This window comes from Mesorhizobium sp. M0208 (genome assembly GCF_040322015.1).
Classification (GTDB): domain Bacteria; phylum Pseudomonadota; class Alphaproteobacteria; order Rhizobiales; family Rhizobiaceae; genus Mesorhizobium.
Window position 1 is genome coordinate 1 of sequence record NZ_JAMYSP010000054.1, and the last position, 20,000, is coordinate 20,000.

General features: G+C 63.7%; 17 protein-coding genes (1 of these 17 running past the window's edge). 13 read left to right on the forward strand and 4 right to left on the reverse strand.

Annotated features, from left to right (window positions below; all coding sequences use genetic code 11):
* A partial coding sequence (locus NKJ17_RS30885) for a winged helix-turn-helix domain-containing protein (protein WP_502906587.1) occupies positions 1-783 on the forward strand: 783 nt, incomplete at its 5' end.
* A gap of 9 nt (positions 784-792) precedes the next feature.
* Complete coding sequence (locus tag NKJ17_RS30890) at positions 793-1,446, forward strand: Vgb family protein (RefSeq protein ID WP_352691512.1); 654 nt, start codon at positions 793-795, stop codon at positions 1,444-1,446.
* Positions 1,447-1,486: 40 nt separating this feature from the next.
* Here the strand turns inward: NKJ17_RS30890 and NKJ17_RS30895 are convergent, their stop codons facing one another.
* Positions 1,487-1,972 carry a MarR family winged helix-turn-helix transcriptional regulator gene (locus NKJ17_RS30895; protein ID WP_352506689.1) on the reverse strand — a complete coding sequence of 162 codons (486 nt, stop codon included), beginning with the start codon at positions 1,970-1,972 and terminating at the stop codon, positions 1,487-1,489.
* 101 nt (positions 1,973-2,073) lie between these two features.
* On the opposite strand from NKJ17_RS30895, the gene NKJ17_RS30900 reads away from it, so the two are divergent.
* On the forward strand, positions 2,074-2,964 hold the full coding sequence (locus NKJ17_RS30900; protein ID WP_352691514.1) for a DMT family transporter: 891 nt from the start codon (positions 2,074-2,076) through the stop codon (positions 2,962-2,964).
* 19 nt (positions 2,965-2,983) lie between these two features.
* Here NKJ17_RS30900 and ubiG read toward each other — a convergent pair whose 3' ends face one another.
* Positions 2,984-3,733, reverse strand: a complete 750-nt coding sequence (ubiG, locus tag NKJ17_RS30905; protein ID WP_352691516.1) for a bifunctional 2-polyprenyl-6-hydroxyphenol methylase/3-demethylubiquinol 3-O-methyltransferase UbiG — start codon at positions 3,731-3,733, stop codon at positions 2,984-2,986.
* 273 nt (positions 3,734-4,006) lie between these two features.
* Here ubiG and NKJ17_RS30910 point away from each other — a divergent pair, with 273 nt between their 5' ends.
* The 9 genes from NKJ17_RS30910 to NKJ17_RS30950 all read left to right on the forward strand — a co-directional run bounded on the left by NKJ17_RS30910 (position 4,007) and on the right by NKJ17_RS30950 (position 16,912).
* Positions 4,007-4,510 (forward strand): putative glycolipid-binding domain-containing protein, encoded by a 504-nt coding sequence (locus NKJ17_RS30910; protein ID WP_352691518.1) that lies wholly within the window; start codon positions 4,007-4,009, stop codon positions 4,508-4,510.
* A gap of 199 nt (positions 4,511-4,709) precedes the next feature.
* The gene (locus NKJ17_RS30915) at positions 4,710-5,963 is read left to right on the forward strand and encodes an aspartate kinase (RefSeq protein ID WP_352456701.1); all 1,254 of its coding nucleotides are present in this window, start codon (positions 4,710-4,712) and stop codon (positions 5,961-5,963) included.
* Positions 5,964-6,143: 180 nt separating this feature from the next.
* On the forward strand, positions 6,144-8,414 hold the full coding sequence (ptsP, locus tag NKJ17_RS30920) for a phosphoenolpyruvate--protein phosphotransferase (protein WP_352691520.1): 2,271 nt from the start codon (positions 6,144-6,146) through the stop codon (positions 8,412-8,414).
* Positions 8,415-8,422: 8 nt separating this feature from the next.
* Positions 8,423-9,502: a peptide chain release factor 1 gene (gene prfA / locus NKJ17_RS30925; RefSeq protein WP_254816711.1), complete on the forward strand. Its 1,080-nt coding sequence runs from the start codon at positions 8,423-8,425 to the stop codon at positions 9,500-9,502.
* Positions 9,495-10,373 carry a peptide chain release factor N(5)-glutamine methyltransferase gene (gene prmC / locus NKJ17_RS30930; protein ID WP_352691522.1) on the forward strand — a complete coding sequence of 293 codons (879 nt, stop codon included), beginning with the start codon at positions 9,495-9,497 and terminating at the stop codon, positions 10,371-10,373. The genes prfA and prmC overlap by 8 nt, the downstream gene beginning before the upstream one ends.
* 331 nt (positions 10,374-10,704) lie before the next feature.
* Positions 10,705-11,727 carry a DUF4167 domain-containing protein gene (locus NKJ17_RS30935; RefSeq protein ID WP_352691523.1) on the forward strand — a complete coding sequence of 341 codons (1,023 nt, stop codon included), beginning with the start codon at positions 10,705-10,707 and terminating at the stop codon, positions 11,725-11,727.
* Between the two features lie 348 nt (positions 11,728-12,075).
* Positions 12,076-14,682, forward strand: a complete 2,607-nt coding sequence (gene clpB / locus NKJ17_RS30940) for an ATP-dependent chaperone ClpB (RefSeq protein ID WP_254816714.1) — start codon at positions 12,076-12,078, stop codon at positions 14,680-14,682.
* A 148-nt stretch (positions 14,683-14,830) separates the two neighbouring features.
* Complete coding sequence (locus tag NKJ17_RS30945) at positions 14,831-15,196, forward strand: MmcQ/YjbR family DNA-binding protein (protein ID WP_352476322.1); 366 nt, start codon at positions 14,831-14,833, stop codon at positions 15,194-15,196.
* Between the two features lie 234 nt (positions 15,197-15,430).
* Complete coding sequence (locus tag NKJ17_RS30950; RefSeq protein WP_352506682.1) at positions 15,431-16,912, forward strand: L,D-transpeptidase family protein; 1,482 nt, start codon at positions 15,431-15,433, stop codon at positions 16,910-16,912.
* Positions 16,913-16,933: 21 nt separating this feature from the next.
* Here NKJ17_RS30950 and NKJ17_RS30955 read toward each other — a convergent pair whose 3' ends face one another.
* A complete protein-coding gene (locus NKJ17_RS30955; RefSeq protein ID WP_352506681.1) occupies positions 16,934-17,566 on the reverse strand; it encodes a TMEM175 family protein in 633 nt (210 codons plus the stop codon).
* Positions 17,567-17,734: 168 nt separating this feature from the next.
* On the opposite strand from NKJ17_RS30955, the gene NKJ17_RS30960 reads away from it, so the two are divergent.
* Positions 17,735-19,300, forward strand: coding sequence for an MFS transporter (locus tag NKJ17_RS30960; protein WP_352506680.1), 1,566 nt, complete (start codon positions 17,735-17,737; stop codon positions 19,298-19,300).
* Between the two features lie 18 nt (positions 19,301-19,318).
* On the opposite strand, the gene NKJ17_RS30965 is transcribed toward NKJ17_RS30960, so the two are convergent.
* Positions 19,319-20,000 carry the final stretch of a M23 family metallopeptidase gene (locus NKJ17_RS30965; protein ID WP_352506679.1) on the reverse strand. It continues 1,277 nt past the right edge of the window, so 682 of the gene's 1,959 nt are visible here — the last part of the coding sequence; the start codon falls outside the window, past its right edge; it ends in the stop codon at positions 19,319-19,321.

Genomic DNA, 20,000 nt, shown 5'->3' on the forward strand with positions numbered 1-20,000 from the left:
AAACCCCCCGGGGGTGCCCCCGCCAGCGCCACCCGCGGTTTGCGCCCGGGCCGGGCGCGCCCCCCACGGGCCGGGGGGGCGGGGGGGGCGCCCGCGTCCGGCATCCCCGCGCTGATCGCGGAGGTGGAGAGCGCATCGGTGGTGCTGGATACGCCGGCGGCACGCCTTATCGCCCGTGGTGAGGAACGGCCCCTCCTGCTCGATGAAGTCGAAGCGCTTCTGGCGTCGGGGGCGCTCGTGGTGGATGCATGCCGCAATGTGGTGCGGGTAGCAGATACGGTCGTCTCGCTGGCGACCCGCCCGGTGCTGTTCGCGCTGGCCCGCGCGCTGGCCGAAGCCTGGCCGGGGGACGTGGCAAGATCGACGCTTATCGCGCGCGCTTTCCGCGGAAAGGACGCGGATGAATCACATCGCGCACGGTTACGGGTCGAAGTCGGGCGGCTTCGCGCGGAGCTTCGTAGCTTGGCCGATGTGAGCGCAACGAAGCGGGGGTTTGCGCTGGCGCCGCGCCGCGCAGGTGAGGTCGTCGTGCTGGCGCCGCCCGTCGAAGAAGAGCATGCCGCCGTGCTCGCCTTCCTCGCTGACGGCGAGTCTTGGTCGAGTTCGGCCCTGGCGATTGCGCTTGGAGCCAGTTCGCGTACCGTGCAGCGGGCGCTCGAGCAGCTCGCCCAGGCCGGCAAGGTGCAGTCGTTCGGCCGCGGACGGGCGCGTCGCTGGATGACCCCGCCGCTGCCGGGTTTCCCGACAATCTTGTTACTCCCCGGTCCACTGCCGGGCTACTAGGATGGAATTATGGAACGATCCTCTGCCGAAATCCTCCGTGAATACGGACCCTTTCCGGGTGTCGACCACGTAGACGGCGTTACCTTCGACGGTGAGCATGTCTGGTTTGCCTCAGGCGACAGATTGAACGCCTTCGATCCGGCAAGCGGCGAAGTGGTGCGCTCGATCGAGGTCGCGGCACACGCCGGAACGGCCTTCGACGGCCAGCACCTCTATCAAATCGCCGAGGATCGCATCCAGAAGATCGATCCAAAGAATGGCCAGGTGCTGGCGTCGATCCCGGCGCCTGGCAATGGCGGTGATTCCGGGCTCGCCTGGGCCGAAGGAACGCTCTGGGTCGGGCAGCATCGGGGCCGAAAGATTCATCAGGTCGATCCCGAGACAGGGGCAATCCTTCGCACCATCGTTTCCAACCGCGTCGTCACCGGCGTCAGCTGGGTCGACGGCGAGCTGTGGCATGGGACTTGGGAGGGCGAGGAGAGCGATGTCCGGCGGATCGATCCTGAAACGGGAAAGGTTCTGGAGAAGCTCGATATGCCGCCGGGAACAGGCGTGTCGGGGCTCGAATCCGATGGCGGCGACCAGTTTTTCTGCGGTGGCGGAAACAGCGGCAAGATCAGAGCTGTTCGCCGGCCCAAACGAGGCTCTGCGACCAAGATCTGAGCTTTTTCCATCCCCTCGGCCCGGCCCTTGGCCGGTTCGGTTAGCTCAAGCTCGCGATCAGTTTTTCGAGCAGGCGGGCCAGCATGGTCTGCTCCGGGCGTGCTAACCCAGAAAGTATCTGGTGCTCGTTGGCGACGTGAGCAGTCACCGCCTCATCGATCAAAGCGAGGCCCTTCCCGGTCAGCTGCACAATAATCCCGCGGCGATCGTCGGGGTGCGGCCCGCGCTTGATCAGGCCGGATTTCTCGAGCCGATCGAGGCGGTTGGTCATCGCGCCCGACGTCACCATCGTCGCCTCGTACAGAGCCGTCGGCGTCAGCGCATATGGCGGCCCGCAACGACGCAGCGTCGCCAGCACGTCGAATTCTCCGGATTGCAGCCCGTAACTTGCAAACAGCGGCGCCAGCCGCTCTCGTGCGATCAACGAGGCGGCCTCGTTCAACCGTCCAAGCACGGCCATCGGCGAGACATCGAGATCCGGCCGTTCCTTTTTCCATTGCTCGATCGCTTTTGCCGCGCGATCCATGTCTCTCACCGTTATATATCTTGACGTGAAGAATCTTTATATTATCTTACCTCAGCTTGTGGTGTAGGCCAAGGGCCGCGAACGGGCGACGGGATGGTGCGATGAAATTTCTCTGGGACTCGGCGCTTGGCCTTCTGGTCGTCACCGGCGGACTGCTCGGCCTGACGCTGCCGTTCGGCAAGATCGCGACGACGGCCGGCGTGCCCGCCATGGTCTGGGCCTTCGTCATCTCGCTTGGCGCCGGCGGCGTGCTTTTGTGCGCATTGCTGCTCAACGGGCAGCGCATGCGGCTTACGCTGCACAGGCTGCGCTATTTCTTCGTGACCGCGGCCGTCTCCTACGCAATCCCCAATCTGCTGATGTTTTCAGCGATTCCGCATCTGGGCGCCGGCTATAGCGGCATCATGTTCACGCTGTCGCCGGTCGTCACGCTGGTGTTCTCGATTCTGCTCGGCGTCAGGCGCCAGACCACGCTGGGCGTCGTCGGCATCGCCGTCGGTTTCGTGGGCGCAGTCATGGTGGCCGTGACGCGCGGCGAAGCGGGCCAGCCGGCCGAATTTTTCTGGGTTGCGATGGGCCTGCTCATCCCCGTCAGCCTCGCCGCCGGCAACATTTACCGTACCGTCGACTGGCCCGAAGGCACCGGCCCGATCGAGCTCGCCGTCGGCAGCCGTCTGGCAGCAGCTTTGATGCTGCTTGCCGGCATTCTGGTGCTGCTGGAAGGCAATGCATTCGGCTCGCTCGGCGGCGTGCGGCTGGTCGCTGCGGCACAGGTGGCATCAGCCTCGGCGATGTTCGCCTTCTTCTTCCGCCTGCAAGCGGTCGGCGGCCCGGTCTATCTCAGCCAGATCGGCTACGTCGCGGCGGCGGTCGGGCTGTTTGCCGGGACCCTCTTCCTCGGCGAGCGCTATCAACTGCTGACCTGGGCCGGTGCCGTCATCATCACCGCCGGCGTGTTCATCACCACCAGGGCGCAAAGCCAGAAGACATAGGGGCGAGAAGGCATAAGTTTCAGACGGATGCTTTCTCCGCCAGCACCATGTAGTTGACGTCCATGTCCTTCGAGCGCTGCCAGCGGTCGGCGAGCGGGTTGTAGGTGACGCCGGTGCGGTCGATGACGGTCAGGCCAGCACCTGCAAGCGCCTTTTCCAGTTCCTCGGGGCGCACCAGCTTGCCGAACTGGTGGGTGCCGCGGGGCAGCCAGCGCAGCACATATTCGGCGCCGATGATGGCCAGGCCCAGGGCCTTCAGCGTGCGGTTGATGGTGGCCACGAACATGATGCCGCCGGGCTTGACCATCTCGCCGCATTTGGCCAGGAACAGAGCGACATCGGCGACATGCTCGACCACTTCCATGTTGAGGATGACGTCGAATTTTTCGCCGGCGTCGGCCAGGTCTTCCGCGGTGGTGGCGCGGTAATCAACGCTCACGCCGACTTCCGCCGCATGCAGCTTGGCCACTTCGATGTTGGTGGCGGAGGCATCGGCGCCGACCACTTCGGCGCCAAGCCGCGCCATCGGTTCGCACAAAAGCCCGCCGCCGCAGCCGATGTCAAGGAAGCGCAGGCCTTCGAACGGCCGTGCCGCACGCGGATCGCGGCCGAAGCGGGCCGCCACCTGGTCGCGGATATAGGCAAGCCGGATCGGGTTGAACTTGTGCAACGGGCGGAACTTGCCGTTCGGGTTCCACCATTCGGCGGCAAGGGCGGAAAAGCGTTCCACCTCTCCGGCATCGATCGTCGATCGTCGGGGCTCAGGCATCGCGTGGTCTCCTCGGACGCTAGGAAGTCGGGCGCGAGGCTGCGAATGTCAAGGCGCGAAATTCACCGCCGGCTGCGCGATGCGCGCGATGCCTGCCGACGCCGCCTTTTGCCGGCTGCATTTGTGTTAGCACGTGTCAGTTGATGGTGTGCCGGAAGGAAACGCCTAGGCTTTGGCGAACGAAGCAGAGACATCGGGTTCGGAGGAGTGCACAACGATGCGAGCGGTTGCTTCCATTCTTTGGCGCCGGCTTGACCAGGAAGGCCACGACGCTTGTCGGAAGCGAGTTCTGGGTGGAATCTCAGGGGACAAGCGCTTTTCGTCCAGGACGGCAAGCCGTGCAGCATCGCGTACGAAGTGGACTGCGACGCCGATTGGCGTACACGCTCGGCGCGCGCCGACGGCTTTGTCGGCACGCAAGAGCTGCATTATGGGATCGACCGGCTGACCGAGCGCCCATGGACGCTGAACGGCGAGCATCAAGCGGAAGTCGACGGCCTCATCGATGTCGATCTCGGCTTCACACCCGCCACAAACCTTTTGGCGCTTCGCCGTTTTGCCCTCGATGTCGGCATGGCGACGCCCGCGCCGGCAGCCTATCTGACATTTCCCGAACTCAGGCTCGTTCGCCTGGAACAGACCTACCAGCGCGTCGATGCGGCACATTACGCCTACGAAGCCCCGATGTTCGGCTACAATGAGATGCTGGAGGTCTCGCCGATCGGTTTCGTCCTCGACTATCCGCGCCTGTGGAGAGCCACGGCACAGCTGGGCTGAAGCGCGCACCATATTGGCAAGACGCAGGGCAGGCACGATGCTGCGCTGGTGTGTCGCCCGGCCGCCAGCGGCGGCACGCCTTGCGAAACGACTGTCATTTGGCTAAGGAGGCCGCGCATTGAGCGCCTCGCCACAGCTTGGCGCATTTTTCCACTTTTCGGCCTTCGGTCCGGCATCCAGTCAAAGGCATTTCGCTTCCATGGCGCGCATCGTGATGAAATTCGGCGGAACGTCCGTCGCCGACATCGCCCGCATCCGCAATGTGGCGCGCCATGTCAAACGCGAGGTCGATGCCGGGCATGAGGTCGCAGTGGTGGTCTCGGCGATGGCCGGCAAGACCAACGAGCTCGTGCAATGGACGCGCGAGGCCTCGCCAATGCACGATGCGCGCGAATATGACGCCGTAGTCGCTTCCGGCGAACAGGTTACGGCCGGCTTGCTGGCGATCGCGCTGCAGAACATCGGCGTGCATGCCCGTTCCTGGCAAGGCTGGCAGATTCCGATCAAGACCGATAACGCGCATGGCGCGGCGCGCATTCTCGATATCGACGGCGGATTCCTGATCAAGCGCTTCGGCGAAGGCCAGGTGGCGGTGGTCGCCGGTTTCCAGGGCATCGGGCCGGACAACCGGATCGCAACGCTCGGCCGCGGCGGTTCCGATACCAGCGCAGTCGCCATCGCGGCGGCGGTCAAGGCCGACCGCTGCGATATCTACACCGATGTCGATGGGGTCTACACGACCGATCCGCGCATCGAGCCGAAGGCCCGGCGGCTGGCCAAGATTTCCTTCGAGGAAATGCTCGAAATGGCCTCGCTCGGGGCCAAGGTCCTGCAGGTGCGCTCGGTCGAGCTTGCCATGGTGCACAGGGTGCGTACCTTTGTGAGGTCGTCCTTCGACGATCCCGATGCACCCGGAATGGGGGATTTGCTCAATCCGCCGGGAACGCTTATTTGCGACGAGGAAGAGATCGTGGAACAGCAGGTCGTCACCGGAATTGCCTATGCCAAGGACGAAGCGCAGATTTCGCTGCGCCGCGTCGGCGACCGGCCGGGCGTCGCCGCCGGCATTTTCGGGCCGCTGGCCGAGGCCAACATCAATGTCGATATGATCGTCCAGAACATTTCCGAGGACGGCAAGTTCACTGACATGACTTTTACCGTGCCATCCGGCGACGTCGACAAGGCGCTTGCCGTGCTCGAACGGCTGAAGGCGACGATCGGCTACGACGTGGTGCAGTCGGAAGCCGGCATGTCGAAGGTCTCGGTCATCGGCATCGGCATGCGCAGCCATGCAGGCGTCGCCGCCACAGCCTTCAAGGCGCTGGCCGACCGCGCGATCAACATCCGCGCCATCACAACGTCCGAAATCAAGATTTCGATCCTGATCGACGGTCCCTATACGGAACTAGCAGTTCGCACTTTGCATTCCGTGTACGGTCTGGATAAGCAGTAGCAGACTGCATCGGCCCGAAAATCGGAGTCGATTTTCGGAAGGCGGGATGCGCGGATCGAAAGGCTTGGAGCGGTCTTTATGCGTCCAATTGGACGATGGCGCTCTAATTGAGTTGTTGCGTTTGTGCCGCTGTGCAGGGCAACCTGCACCGGTTGAAACGCTATTGGAGAAGAAGCCGCGATGCGTGATTCGGCCAGTGGCCCGCGCGTTTTGCTGAAACGGCTCCGCGAGCTCATGCAAGAGCCGCTGGAGCCGCAGGAGCGGCTTGACCGAATCGTGCGCGACATCGCCTCCAACATGGTTGCCGAGGTCTGCTCGCTTTATGTTCTGCGCGCCGATTCGGTGCTCGAACTCTACGCCACCGAAGGCTTGAACCCGAACGCCGTCCACCTGGCGCAGCTGAGGCTGGGCCAAGGCCTGGTCGGCACGATCGCGGCCTCGGCGCGGCCGCTCAACCTCTCCAACGCGCAGGAGCATCCTGCCTTCGCCTACCTGCCGGAGACAGGGGAAGAGATATACAATTCCTTCCTCGGCGTGCCGGTGCTGCGGGCAGGGCGGACGCTCGGCGTTCTGGTCGTGCAGAACAAGACCATGCGCCATTATCGCGACGACGAGGTCGAGGCGCTGGAAACGACGGCGATGGTGATCGCCGAGATGATCGCCACCGGCGATCTGGAGCGGCTGACAAGGCCCGGCCTAGAGCTCGATCTGCGCCGCCCGGTAAGCTTTACCGGCCTGTCCTTCAATGAAGGCGTCGGGCTCGGCCATGTGGTGCTGCACGAGCCGCGTATCGTCGTCACCAACCTGTTCAACGAGGATAGCGAGGAAGAGGTCAGGCGGCTCGACGCGTCGCTCGGCTCGCTCAGGCTGTCTATCGACGACATGCTGGAGCGCCGCGACGTCGCCTTCGAGGGCGAGCATCGCCAGGTGCTCGAAGCCTATCGCATGTTCGCCAACGACCGCGGCTGGGTGCGCCGGCTGGAGGAGGCGATCCGCAATGGCCTGACGGCCGAAGCGGCGGTCGAGAAAGTGCAGAGCGACATGCGTGCCCGCATGCTGCATATGACCGATCCGTATCTGCGCGAACGGATGAGCGATTTCGACGATCTCGCCAATCGGCTGCTGCGGCAACTGATGGGGCGCGGACCGGAGGACGTCGCGGCCGCGCTGCCCAAGGACGCCATCATCGTCGCCCGCTCGATGGGGGCTGCCGAGCTGCTCGATTATCCCAGGGACAAGCTGCGCGGGCTGGTGCTGGAAGACGGCGCCGCGACCAGCCATGTCGTCATTGTGGCGCGAGCCATGGGCATACCCGTCGCCGGCCAGATGAAGGGCGCCGTTTCCATGGCGGAAAACGGCGATGCCATCATCGTCGACGGCGAGGAAGGCGCGATCCATCTGCGCCCGCAGCCCGACCTCGAGGCGGCCTATGCCGAGAAAGTGCGCTTCAGGGCGCGGCGGCAGGAGGTCTACCGCGAGCTGCGCAAGAAGCCGTCGGTGACCAAGGACGGAGTCCAGGTCGATCTTCTGATGAATGCCGGACTGGCGGTGGATTTGCCGCAACTGGCCGAAGCAGGTGCGGCCGGCATCGGCCTGTTCCGCACCGAACTGCAATTCATGGTCGCCTCGACCTTTCCGCGCGCCGAAGCCCAGGAGCGGCTCTATCGTGACGTGCTCGAAGCGGCGCGCGGCAAGCCGGTGACATTCCGCACCATCGATATCGGCGGCGACAAGGTGCTGCCCTATTTCAAGGGCTCGATTCAGGAAGAGAACCCGGCACTCGGCTGGCGCGCCATCCGCCTGACCCTCGACCGGCCCGGATTGCTGCGTACCCAGATCCGCGCGCTGCTCAAGGCGTGCGGCGGACGCGAACTGAAGCTGATGCTGCCGATGGTGACCGAACTCGGCGAGATTGCGCAGGCGCGCGAGATCATCGATCGCGAGGTGCGGCATCTGTCGCGCTTTGCCCATCATTTGCCGACCAGCCTCAAACTCGGGGCGATGCTGGAGGTGCCGTCGCTGCTGTTCCAGCTCGACGAACTGATGAAGGCGGTCGATTTCGTCTCGGTCGGCTCGAACGACCTGTTCCAGTTCGTCATGGCGGTGGATCGCGGCAACACCCAGTTGTCCGACCGCTTCGACCCGCTCTCGACGCCGTTCCTGCGCGTCCTGAAGCAGATTGCCGACGCCGGGGCGCGCAACCATACGCCGGTGACCCTGTGCGGCGAACTTGCCGGCAAGCCGATTTCGGCGATGGCGCTGATCGGCCTTGGCTACCGCTCGATCTCGATGTCGCCGGCATCGATCGGCCCGGTCAAGGCGATGCTGACTGAACTGCCGCTCAGCGAGCTGGAGGCGTTCTTCGACGACAATCTGATGGCGCCGGCGCATGGCCTGCCGATGCGGGCGCTGCTGCAAGCCTTTGCCGACGACCGCTCTATACCGCTATAGACTTCGCCATGATCAACCTGCCCCGCGACCGTATGGATCAAGTCGTCAAGCGTTTCGACATGCTCGAAGCGCAGATGTCGGCCGGGCCGGCGCCGGACGCCTATGTGAGGATGGCCTCCGAATATGCCGACATCCAGGAGATGGTGGCAAAGATCAGGGCACTGCGCGCCGCCGAGCGCGAACAGGCCGATCTGGAGGCGATGCTCGCCGACAAGGGCACTGACGCCGAGATGCGCGCCTTAGCCGAGGCCGACCTGCCGGAGGTCAAGCATCAAATCGAGGTGCTGCAAAAGGACATCCAGATCCTGCTGTTGCCCAAGGATGCCGCAGACGACAAGAACGCCATCCTCGAAATCCGTGCCGGCACCGGCGGTGACGAGGCGGCGCTTTTTGCCGGCGACCTGTTTCGCATGTACGAGCGCTATGCAGCGGCGCATGGCTGGCGTTTCGAGACGGTGTCGGCCAGCGAAGGCGAGGTCGGCGGCTACAAGGAAATCATCGCCACCGTTTCGGGCAAGGGCGTCTTTGCCCATCTGAAGTTCGAATCCGGCGTGCACCGGGTGCAGCGCGTGCCGACGACCGAGGCGGGCGGGCGCATCCACACTTCGGCGGCGACGGTCGCGGTGCTGCCGGAAGCCGAAGAGGTCGACATCGACATCCGGGCCGAAGACATCCGCATCGACACGATGCGCGCCTCGGGTTCCGGCGGCCAGCACGTCAACACCACCGATTCGGCCGTGCGCATCACCCATCTGCCGACCGGCATCATGGTGGTGCAGGCGGAAAAATCGCAGCACCAGAACCGGGCGAAGGCCATGCAGATCCTACGCGCCAGGCTTTACGACCTCGAACGCAGCAAAGCGGACGAGGAACGTTCAGAATCGCGCAAGTCGCAGGTTGGCTCGGGCGACCGCTCGGAACGCATCCGCACCTATAATTTTCCGCAGGGTCGCGTCACCGATCATCGCATCAACCTGACGCTCTACAAGCTCGACCGGGTGATGATGGGCGAACTCGACGAGATCATCGACGCGCTGATAGCCGATCACCAGTCGAAGCTGCTCGCCGATATAGGCATCGATGGCTGACAGCCTGCCCGCCACTCTGGCGCCGCTGCTGCGGGAAGCGCGAAACCGGCTCGCCGCAGCCGGGATTGCGGATCCGGCGCTCGATTCCAGGCTGATCGTCGAGCATTTTTCCGGCACGAACCGCACGCAGGCCATCGCCGATCCTGGGTGCGCGGTCGATGCGGACGTGACGGCGGGAATCGATGCCGCCTTGCGCCGGCGCATCGCCGGCGAGCCGGTGCACCGCATCCTCGGTTACCGCGAATTCTACGGCTTGCGCCTTTCGCTTTCGCCGCAAACGCTGGAGCCGCGACCGGATACCGAAACGCTGGTCGAGGCGGTGCTGCCTTTCGTCAAGGCAATGGCGGCACGCGAAGGCGGTTGCCGCATCCTCGATCTCGGGACCGGCACCGGTGCCATCGCGCTGGCGTTGCTCAGCGCGGTTCCGGCCGCGACCGCCACTGGCGTCGACATTTCGCAAGAGGCGCTGGCCACCGCCACGCGCAATGCCAGGGAATTGGGGCTCGCCGGCCGGTTCACGGCGCTCAAATCCGACTGGTTTGAAAAAGTTTCTGGCCGGTACCATGTAATTGCCGCAAACCCTCCCTATATACCCTCAGACGACATTGGAAATCTGCAGGACGAGGTCCGCAGTTTCGATCCACGCCAGGCCCTGGATGGCGGTGTGGACGGTCTGAGCCCCTACAGGAAGATCGCCGCAGGAGCGGCAGCGTATTTGGAAGTCCAAGGCAGGATTGCGGTCGAGATCGGCCATACGCAGCACCAACAGGTTACGGAGATATTCTCCGCGGCCGGGTACAGTTCTGTCGGGGTGTTTCGTGATCTCGGCGGAAACAACAGAGTTCTTGTGTTCGAACGGTGGAAGCCGTGATGCAGTGCGAAAAAAGCGCTTGGCAATACCGGGGAATGCGGCTAGGGTCGCCTTAACCGGATGAGACGAAGCAGGCAGTGCTCTTAGCGATTCGGTTTTCCTTGGAAATAGCTGCCTTCTTGCGCAAACGACGCCCAAGCTTCGTGCGGGAATCGTCCGGCAAGTGAAGTAACCGGAACAGGATGGCACGTGGCGCCAACGCAATTGATGCGGGCGAACGCCGGTGAAAGAACGAAACGGCTGGCCGCATGAGCGCCTCCGTTCGTGAAGAGTTTTTCGAAAATTTCAAAGTGAAGAGAGTCTAATGAGGCCACAACAGCAAAACAGGCGCATGCGCGGTCGCAACAACAATGGCGGCGGCGGCAATAACAATAACAACAACAACCGTAAGGGGCCGAATCCCCTGACGCGCAACTATGAGAGCAACGGCCCGGACGTGAAGATCCGCGGATCGGCTCAGCAGATTGCCGAGAAGTACGCAACCCTAGCCCGTGACGCGCACAGCTCCGGCGACCGGGTGATGGCGGAAAACTATCTCCAGCACGCAGAACACTATAACCGCATCATCGCAGCCGCTCAGGCGCAGATGCCGATCCAGAACGCCCAGCAGATTCGCGATGATTTCGACGATGATGGCGACGAGGATCGCGACGAGTTCGACAATGCTGGCAACAACAATGCCAACGAGACATCGGGCTCGACGGTCAATCAGGGGGCCGGCCCGCAGCCGGTCATCGATGGCACGCCGGCCGAGCTGGCGCTGAACCAGGAAAACAGCCGTGACAATCGCGGCGGCCGCGATAACCGTGACGGCCGCGACAATAATGGCGGTCGCCACCGCGACCGTCGCCCCAATGGCGGTTACGGCCAGAACGGCCAGCGTGGCGAGTTTAGCTCGCGCGGCGAGCAGCAGGGTGGCCAGCGCGTCGAACAGCCACGGCGCGAGGAGGTTCCGGCGCAGGCGGAGCCCGTGCGGGCAGCTGAGCCGATCTTTGTGGGTGAGCCCGCACAGCAATTTCACAACCTTTCGCCGGCGGGTCTCGCCGCCCAGGCCGAGCTCAACGAAGCCGCTGCCGAAAGCAGCCCGGCCCGCCGCCCCAGGCGCCCGCGTCGCCCGCGCCTCGATGTCGAACAGGCAAATGGCGGCAACGACAACGCCGGCCCTGAGAGTGCCGAGACAAGCAATGCCGAGACAAGCAATGCCGGGACTGGCAATACCGAGACTGGCAATGTCGGGACTGGCAACACCGAGACTGGCAATACCGAGACTGGCAATACCGACGCTGGCAATGTCGATGCAGCGCCGGCTGAAAGCCCCGGCGGTCAAGCTGTGATCGCAGACGTCGAGAATTGATCGAAAAAACGTTCGGCCGATCTTAGGGCATCCTTTAGCCCAAAGGCGCGTCGCGTTCGACCGGCCTCATGCGACGCGCGTTAGGTTCCTATTGTGATGATGCATATCGTTATCGCAAAACCGCCGCGCACTTTTGCGGGACATGTATGGACGGCGGAGAGAAATCTCCGCCGTTTTTGTTTTGCGTGCTCGCAATATTATTATCCATTCGCCAGTGTCGAGGCGTCTTGAGGGTCCGTGGTTTGCGTCCCATATCTTGCGTGAACAGGATCCGGCTCGAACGGGCGGGTCCGTCACCGCAATCTGATCCGGTGCCGCGAAGCGGGCCGGTGACGGAAGGAGACAGGCATGAATCTTGAAAAATATTCCGAGCGCGTGCGCGGCTTTATCCAGTCCGCGCAAACCATGGCGCTTTCCCGCAATCACCAGCAATTCACCCCCGAGCATATCCTCAAGGTCCTCGTCGATGACGACGAGGGCCTGGCTGCGTCGCTGATCGAGCGCGCCGGCGGCAATGTCCGGGACGTCAAACTCGGCGTCGAAACGGCACTGGAGGCAATGCCCAAGGTCGAGGGCGGCAATGGCCAGCTCTATCTGGCCCAGCCGCTGGCAAAGGTGTTTTCGACCGCCGAGGAACTGGCCAAGAAGGCCGGTGACAGCTTCGTCACCGTCGAACGGCTGTTGCAGGCGCTCGCCATGGAAAAATCGGCCAAGACGGCCGACATCCTGGCCAAGGCCGGTGTCACGCCGCAGAAGCTGAACCAGGTCATCAACGACGTACGCAAAGGTCGTACCGCCGATTCGGCGAGCGCCGAGCAGGGCTACGACGCGCTGAAGAAATACGCGCGCGACCTGACGGCGGACGCTCGCGCGGGCAAGCTTGACCCGGTCATCGGCCGTGACGACGAGATCCGCCGCACGATCCAGGTGCTGTCGCGCCGCACCAAGAACAACCCGGTGCTGATTGGCGAACCCGGCGTCGGCAAGACGGCGATCGCTGAAGGGCTGGCGCTGCGCATCGTCAATGGCGATGTGCCGGAATCGCTCAAGGACAAGCAGCTGATGGCGCTCGACATGGGCTCGCTGATCGCCGGGGCCAAATACCGCGGCGAGTTCGAGGAGCGGCTGAAGGCGGTGCTTTCCGAGGTCACGTCCGCCGCCGGCGGCATCATCCTGTTCATCGACGAGATGCACACGCTGGTCGGCGCCGGCAAGGCGGATGGCGCCATGGATGCGTCGAACCTGCTGAAGCCGGCGCTGGCCCGCGGCGAACTGCACTGCGTCGGCGCCACTACGCTCGATGAATACCGCAAGCATGTCGAGAAGGATGCGGCCCTTGCCCGCCGCTTCCAGCCGGTCTTCGTCAATGAGCCGACGGTCGAAGACACCGTCTCGATCTTGCGCGGGCTGAAAGAGAAATACGAGCAGCACCACAAGGTGCGCATCTCGGATTCGGCGCTGGTCGCGGCCGCAACCCTATCCAACCGCTACATCGCTGACCGCTTCCTGCCGGACAAGGCGATCGACCTGGTCGACGAGGCCGCGTCGCGGCTCCGCATGCAGGTCGATTCGAAGCCCGAGGCGCTGGACGAGATAGATCGCCGCATCATGCAGCTCAAGATCGAGCGCGAGGCGCTCAAGGTCGAGAAGGACGACGCCTCGAAGGACCGGCTCGCCCGGCTCGAGAAGGAACTCTCGAACCTCGAGGAGGAATCGACCGAGCTGACCTCGAAATGGCAGGCCGAGAAGCAGAAGCTCGGGCTTGCCGCCGACCTCAAGAAACAGCTCGACGAGGCGCGCAATGAACTTGCCATCGCCCAGCGCCAGGGTGAATTCCAGCGCGCCGGCGAACTTGCCTACGGCAAGATCCCGGAACTCGAAAAGCAGCTGAAGCAGGCCGAAGCCAGGGATGGCAAGGCCGGCATGGTCGAAGAAGTGGTCGGCCCCGATCACGTCGCCCATATCGTCTCGCGCTGGACGGGGATCCCGGTCGACAAGATGCTCGAAGGCGAGCGCGACAAGCTGTTGCGCATGGAAGACGAGATCGGCAAGCGCGTCGTCGGCCAGGGCGAGGCCGTGCAGGCAGTATCGAAGGCGGTACGCCGTGCGCGCGCCGGCCTGCAGGACCCGAACCGGCCGCTCGGCTCGTTCATGTTCCTCGGGCCGACGGGCGTCGGCAAGACCGAACTGACCAAGGCGCTGGCCAGCTTCCTGTTCGACGACGAGAGCGCGATGGTGCGTATCGACATGTCGGAGTTCATGGAGAAGCACTCGGTCGCCCGGCTGATCGGCGCGCCTCCCGGCTATGTCGGCTATGAGGAAGGCGGCGCGCTGACCGAAGCGGTGCGGCGCCGGCCCTATCAGGTCGTGCTGTTCGACGAGATCGAGAAGGCGCATCCGGACGTGTTCAACGTGCTGCTGCAGGTGCTCGACGACGGCCGGCTGACGGACGGGCAGGGCCGCACGGTCGACTTCCGCAATACGCTGATCATCATGACGTCCAATCTCGGCGCCGAATATCTGGTCAATCTCGGCGAGGACCAGGATGTCGACGTCGTGCGCGACGAGGTGATGAATGTCGTCAGGGCTTCGTTCCGGCCGGAATTCCTCAACCGCATCGACGAGGTCATCCTGTTCCACCGGCTGCGCCGCCAGGATATGGGCCAGATCGTCCAAATCCAGCTCAAGCGGCTGGAAAACCTGCTTGTCGACCGCAAGATATCGCTTTCGCTCGATCAGGAGGCGATCGACTGGCTGGCGGCCAAGGGTTACGACCCGGCCTATGGCGCGCGGCCGCTGAAGCGGGTGATGCAGAAGGAATTGCAGGATCCGCTGGCGGAAAAGATACTGCTCGGCGAGATCCTCGACGGCTCGACTGTCAAGGTCACCGCCGGATCCGACCGCTTGAACTTCCGCTCGAAGCCCGCAGTCGTGGCAACCGAGGCGGCCGCCTGAGTTCAAGCCAAGAGCCTGTTCCATCCCGATCGAATCGGGATGGAATTCCTAGCTTCAATTTCGACCATGATCTTTTCCGAAAAACCGGCATCCGCTTTTTGCTACGCCGACCGTCGGTCCATGGTCTAACACCACTGGCGGGGCGCAGTTGACTTTGGACGACTACAACAGTTTCTGCGCCTCGCTGCCTTCGACGACCCATGTCGTGCAGTGGGGTGGCGCCCATGTCTGGAAAGTCGGCGGCAAGGTGTTTGCGATCGGCGGCTGGAGTGAAGGCAAGGAGCCGTTCGTCACCTTCAAATGCTCCGAGATCGCTTATGACGTGCTGAGGGAACAGCCGGGCCTTCGGCCGGCGCCGTATCTCGCCTCGCGCGGCATGAAATGGATCCAGCGCCGGACAAGCGAAAGCATGGATGATGAAGCGCTGAAGGATTATCTGCGCGAAAGCCACCGTCTCGTCGTGCTGAAGCTGACGAAGCAGGCGCGCAAGGAATTGGGATTCGCTGCCGGTTAATCGGTCAGAAATCCGCCATCTTCATGCCCGGTTCATATTGGAACCTTATCGTGTGCAAGTGATTTGCTGGCGAAGGGGTTGGCGACCACATCGGCCCGAAATCGATTTTGATTTTCGCAAAGCACGATGCGGAGATGTAAAGCGTTAGAGCGTCCTTGCACCCAAAGGGACGCGCGGCGCTCTTGAGAGACAATGCCGGCGGCGGCAATTACGGACCGGAGAATTTTGGCCATCATGTTGCGCACCATCCTCACCCTTTCAGCGTTTGCTGCCGGGCTGCTGGCGTCGAATGCGATGGCCTCGCCGATGGCCGATACCGCGCCGCGGGTGGTTCGTGCTGCCAATGACGGCGGCATTCTTGTCGCCCAGGACGGCAATCTCGACATCTATTACGACGCCAGGGGAAACCGCGTCATCGTCGATGCGGAAACCGGCAAGGTCATCGCCATCCAGCCGCCGCAGACCAGGCTCGACCGCCGTGTTTTGCGCCGCGAGCGCTTGCGCAACCTCGGACCGGTCGAGGAGGACGATCCCTATTATCTCGACCCTGAGGACACGGCCCGGTTCCGCCGCAGGCAGTTGGAAGACGAAGGCAGGATCATCGTGCCGCCGGCCGACGAGTACGACCCCTATGGCGACAATTCCATGGATGCCTTCCCCGAAGCGCCGCGGGATGACGGCTACGGCAACGATTATCCGGAGGCAGCGCAGCCGGTGAGGCCACGCACCATCGAGCGCCAGCCGCTCAACGAGGCCTCGATCGAGCCGGTCGAGCCGACGGTGCCGAACGAGCAGGCGGCGTTACCGCCAGACACAGCCCCGCCGCCAGACACAGGCGGCAAGGCGGCGGTCGACCCGTCGCTTTCGCTCGGCGCGCGTCAGGACGTGGCGGAACTGCAGGTGCTGCTCGACCGAGCCGGTGCGTCGCCCGGCGTCATCGACGGACGCTTCGGCTCGAATGTCGACAAGGCACTCGCCGCCTACAATGAAATCACCGGCAGCAATCTGAAATCCACCGACGCGGTCGGTATCCAGGCCGCCCTGGCGCAATCCGGTGGCGATGCATTCGCCTCCTATACGATCACGCCCGAGGATGCGGCCGGCCCCTATGTCGCTTCGATACCGGAGGACTACAGCCAAAAGGCCCAGCTCGACCGCATGGGCTACACGTCGGTGCCCGAGGCGCTGGCCGAGCGCTTCCATATGGATGAAACCTATCTGAAGAAGCTCAATCCGGACGCCAATTTCAATCGTCCGGGCACCATCATCAAGGTTGCCAATTTCGGCAGGCTGGTGGCGACGCCGGTGGCGCGCATCATCGCCGACAAGGCCAACAAGCAGGTCCGTGCCTACGACGCGGCGGGCAAGCTGGTCGCAGCCTATCCGGCGACCATCGGCTCGTCGGATACGCCGTCGCCGTCCGGCACGCATGCGGTGTCGCGTGTCGCATTGGACCCGAACTACACCTACAACCCGAACATCAATTTCAAGCAGGGCGAAAACGACAGGATCCTGACCATCCCGCCGGGGCCGAACGGCCCGGTTGGCTCGGTCTGGATCGCACTGGACAAGCCGACCTACGGCATTCACGGCACGCCGGATCCGTCCAAGATCGGCAAGACCGAAAGCCACGGCTGCGTGCGGCTGACCAATTGGGATGCGCGCGAGCTCGCCAAGATCGTGACGCCCGGCGTTATAGTGGAGTTCGTCGACTGAAGCGCAACGCCTTCGCTCGAATCACCCGATGACCTTGCGCAGCAGTGGCGCGCGCAGCGCTGCGGCATAGGTCAGCTGCACCACCAAGATGAAGCCGACGCTGAGCAAAGGGCTGGCTAGGCACAGTGCCGCGCCGATCGCCCACAGGATCTGTGCCTTGACGATGCGCAGATAGACCGTTCGGGTGGTCTCCGCGTCGACACCGTCGGCCAGAAATCCGTTTTTGTCCGCGTAGCGCCAACTGGCGAGCAGCGTCAGTCCCAGCATCAGAAGATTGAGCCAGTAGACGAGCACCGCGGTCCTGAATTCAAGGAAGTCGGCCAAAAGATCGGTCGAAAACGGCAGCAAGGCGATGAAGCCGAGGAAGCAGAGGTTCAGCGTGGCAAGCCGCCGGTCGGATTTTGCGATCAACCCGTGTTGCGCCTGCTGGCCGAACCAGAAGATGGTCAGCGTCAGGAAGCTGAGCGCATAGGTCAGGAAGCGCGGCGCCAGTGCTGTGATCGCGGCGATCAACTCGCTTTCGGAATGCACCGTTTCATGCGCCGGCACCCTGATCTCGAGAACAATCAACGTGAGCGCGATGGCGAACACGCCGTCGGTGATGCCGACGACGCGCCCGCGTCCTTCCGCCGAGGGCTCGAGCGGTCGTTTCATGCGGTAGTTCCCCCTTGTTGCAGCGTTGCGGGAATCTAGCACGGCATCCACCGTTTGCACCCGGACGGGCGTTCTCTCCTGCCTGTATGGCCAGGTTCGGCCTGGTTTCAACGAGAACAGCCTGCTGGCCGGTTGTCGGCGGCATGCCGGCGGTCTAGGTAAGGCGGCATGCACACGCCAACCAAAGTCGGTACTGGCGCCATTCCCCTGACCGGCTCACTTCCGGCCGATACGTTCTGCCCGCGGGCGCGGCGGCGGTTCGTGCTGATCGCCGCGATTCTGGCTTCCGCGCTCGGCTTTATCGATGGATCGGTCCTGGCCATTGCGACGCCGGCTATCCGCGTCGATCTCGGCGCCAGCCTGGCCGAGGCGCAATGGATATCCAACGCCTATGCATTGACGCTTTCAGCCCTCATTCTCGTCGGCGGCGCCGCCGGCGATCGTTTCGGCCTGCGCCACTCTTTCGTCGCCGGCATCGTCCTGTTCATTGCCGCCTCGCTTGCCTGCGCGCTGGCGCCTAACCCGGCGATGCTTATTGCATTTCGGGCTGTCCAGGGTATCGGAGCGGCCATCATGGTGCCGGGCAGCCTGGCCATTATCGCCAAAGCCTATCCAAAAAAGGAACGCGGCCGGGCGATCGGCATCTGGGCCGCGGCATCGGCACTGACGACGGCGCTCGGCCCGGTGCTGGGCGGCTTCGTGCTGTCGGTGTTCGGCAACGGCATCTGGCGGGCGATCTTCGCCATCAATCTGCCGCTCGGTCTTATCTCGATCTATCTTCTGCTGGCCAAGATCCCTGCCGACGCGCCGGCGGAAAAGCGCAGCCTCGATCTCGGCGGCGCTGCACTCGCCATATTGGCGTTCGGAGCTCTCGCTTACGGCCTGACCTCGATGAGTGGTGACGGGGAGGGGCTGATGTCCGGCCCGAGTATCGCCGCCGGTGCGGTTTTGCTCGTCGTGTTCATCGTCTTCGAGCGCCGGCGGCGCGAGCCGATGATCGATCTGTCGCTGTTTCGGATCGGCGCGTTCGCGGGCGCCAACGTGGCGACCTTCTTCCTTTATTTCGCCCTGTCGGCCAATTTGTTCTATCTGCCGATGCTCATGATCGCCGGATGGGGGCTGAGCGCGGCCGAGGTCGGCTTTATATTCCTGCCGCTGTCGGCGTTGATGGCACTGTTATCCGGACCGGTTGGCCAGTGGTCCGACCGCATCGGGCCTCGCTTTCCGATCGCCAGCGGCAGTCTGGTTGTGGCTCTCGCCTTTGCCGGACTTGCCTTGCTGGCCTATTGGGGCATCCACAGTTTCTGGCTGGGGGTATTCCCGCTGATGGCTCTGATGGGGTTCGGCATGGCGCTGGTGGTATCGCCGCTGTCGACCGCCATCATGACGGCGGTCGAGGACAAGGATACGGGTGCGGCCTCGGGCATCAACAACGCCGTCTCGCGGATCGGCGGCCTGATCGCCGTGGCGGCGATGGGATCGCTGGCGGCCTGGGTTTATGCTGGCGTGCTCAGCACCGGTGCCGGCACCGGCCTTCCGGGTTTCGGCGAACCGCCGCCAGCCGGCCTGGCGCCCGGCCTCGATGCGGCACGACTTGCCGCCAGCGACGCGGCATTCGCAGCCGTTGCCGCGGTGACCGCGCTGCTTTGCCTGCTTTCGGCAATCACCGCCTGGACGACGGTTTCGGGCGAGCGGCTGCCATGGGTGCGCGACACGGCGAATCAGCAGGGCTGACCACGAAAAAACGTCGGCTCAGCCTTCGATCTTGGCGCTCGCGACCTTCAACTGATTGCTGTCTTCCTGCTTGAGCAGGTCGTCGATGCGTTCGCGCTCGCGCTTGAAGGCGACGAGGTCGTCGCCCTTCAGCGTCTTGCCGACCGGCAGGCGGACGCGCATCGAATCGACCTTGGTGCCGTTGACGATCAGTTCGTAATGAAGGTGCGGACCGGTGGAGAGGCCGGTTGAGCCGAGATAGCCGATAACCTGACCCTGGCGAACGCGAACACCCGGCTCGATGCCTTTGGCAAACGCGCTCTGGTGATTGTAGGACGTCTCGTAGCCATTGGCGTGACGCAAGATGATCTGCTTGCCATAGCCACCGGCCCAGCCGGCCTTTTCGACGACGCCATTGCCTGCGGCAATGATCGGCGATCCTACGGGAGCTGCCCAGTCGGTGCCGGTATGCATCTTCACATACCCCAAAATGGGGTGGCGCCTCGCACCGAACCCGGATGTAAATCGGCCATTGGGCAAGGGATTGCGCAGCAGGAACTGCTCGGCGCTGCTGCCGTTTCCGTCGAAATAGTCGGTGCTGCCGTCCTGCATCTGGAAACGGTAGAAATTTCGCGTCGTGCCGCCGAAAGTCGCGGAGACGTAAAGCAGCTCGGATTCGTCGGACGCCTGGTCGTCGCCATCGGGCTGCGAGAACAGCACC

What these genes read in the sequence shown, in the direction of transcription:
- NKJ17_RS30890 (WP_352691512.1), top strand. Translation starts at nt 793, where the DNA reads ATGGAACGATCCTCTGCCGAAATCCTCCGTGAATACGGACCCTTTCCG.
- NKJ17_RS30895 (WP_352506689.1), bottom strand. Translation starts at nt 1,972, where the DNA reads ATGGATCGCGCGGCAAAAGCGATCGAGCAATGGAAAAAGGAACGGCCG.
- NKJ17_RS30900 (WP_352691514.1), top strand. Translation starts at nt 2,074, where the DNA reads ATGAAATTTCTCTGGGACTCGGCGCTTGGCCTTCTGGTCGTCACCGGC.
- ubiG (WP_352691516.1), bottom strand. Translation starts at nt 3,733, where the DNA reads ATGCCTGAGCCCCGACGATCGACGATCGATGCCGGAGAGGTGGAACGC.
- NKJ17_RS30915 (WP_352456701.1), top strand. Translation starts at nt 4,710, where the DNA reads ATGGCGCGCATCGTGATGAAATTCGGCGGAACGTCCGTCGCCGACATC.
- ptsP (WP_352691520.1), top strand. Translation starts at nt 6,144, where the DNA reads ATGCGTGATTCGGCCAGTGGCCCGCGCGTTTTGCTGAAACGGCTCCGC.
- prfA (WP_254816711.1), top strand. Translation starts at nt 8,423, where the DNA reads ATGATCAACCTGCCCCGCGACCGTATGGATCAAGTCGTCAAGCGTTTC.
- prmC (WP_352691522.1), top strand. Translation starts at nt 9,495, where the DNA reads ATGGCTGACAGCCTGCCCGCCACTCTGGCGCCGCTGCTGCGGGAAGCG.
- NKJ17_RS30935 (WP_352691523.1), top strand. Translation starts at nt 10,705, where the DNA reads ATGCGCGGTCGCAACAACAATGGCGGCGGCGGCAATAACAATAACAAC.
- clpB (WP_254816714.1), top strand. Translation starts at nt 12,076, where the DNA reads ATGAATCTTGAAAAATATTCCGAGCGCGTGCGCGGCTTTATCCAGTCC.
- NKJ17_RS30950 (WP_352506682.1), top strand. Translation starts at nt 15,431, where the DNA reads ATGTTGCGCACCATCCTCACCCTTTCAGCGTTTGCTGCCGGGCTGCTG.
- NKJ17_RS30955 (WP_352506681.1), bottom strand. Translation starts at nt 17,566, where the DNA reads ATGAAACGACCGCTCGAGCCCTCGGCGGAAGGACGCGGGCGCGTCGTC.
- NKJ17_RS30960 (WP_352506680.1), top strand. Translation starts at nt 17,735, where the DNA reads ATGCACACGCCAACCAAAGTCGGTACTGGCGCCATTCCCCTGACCGGC.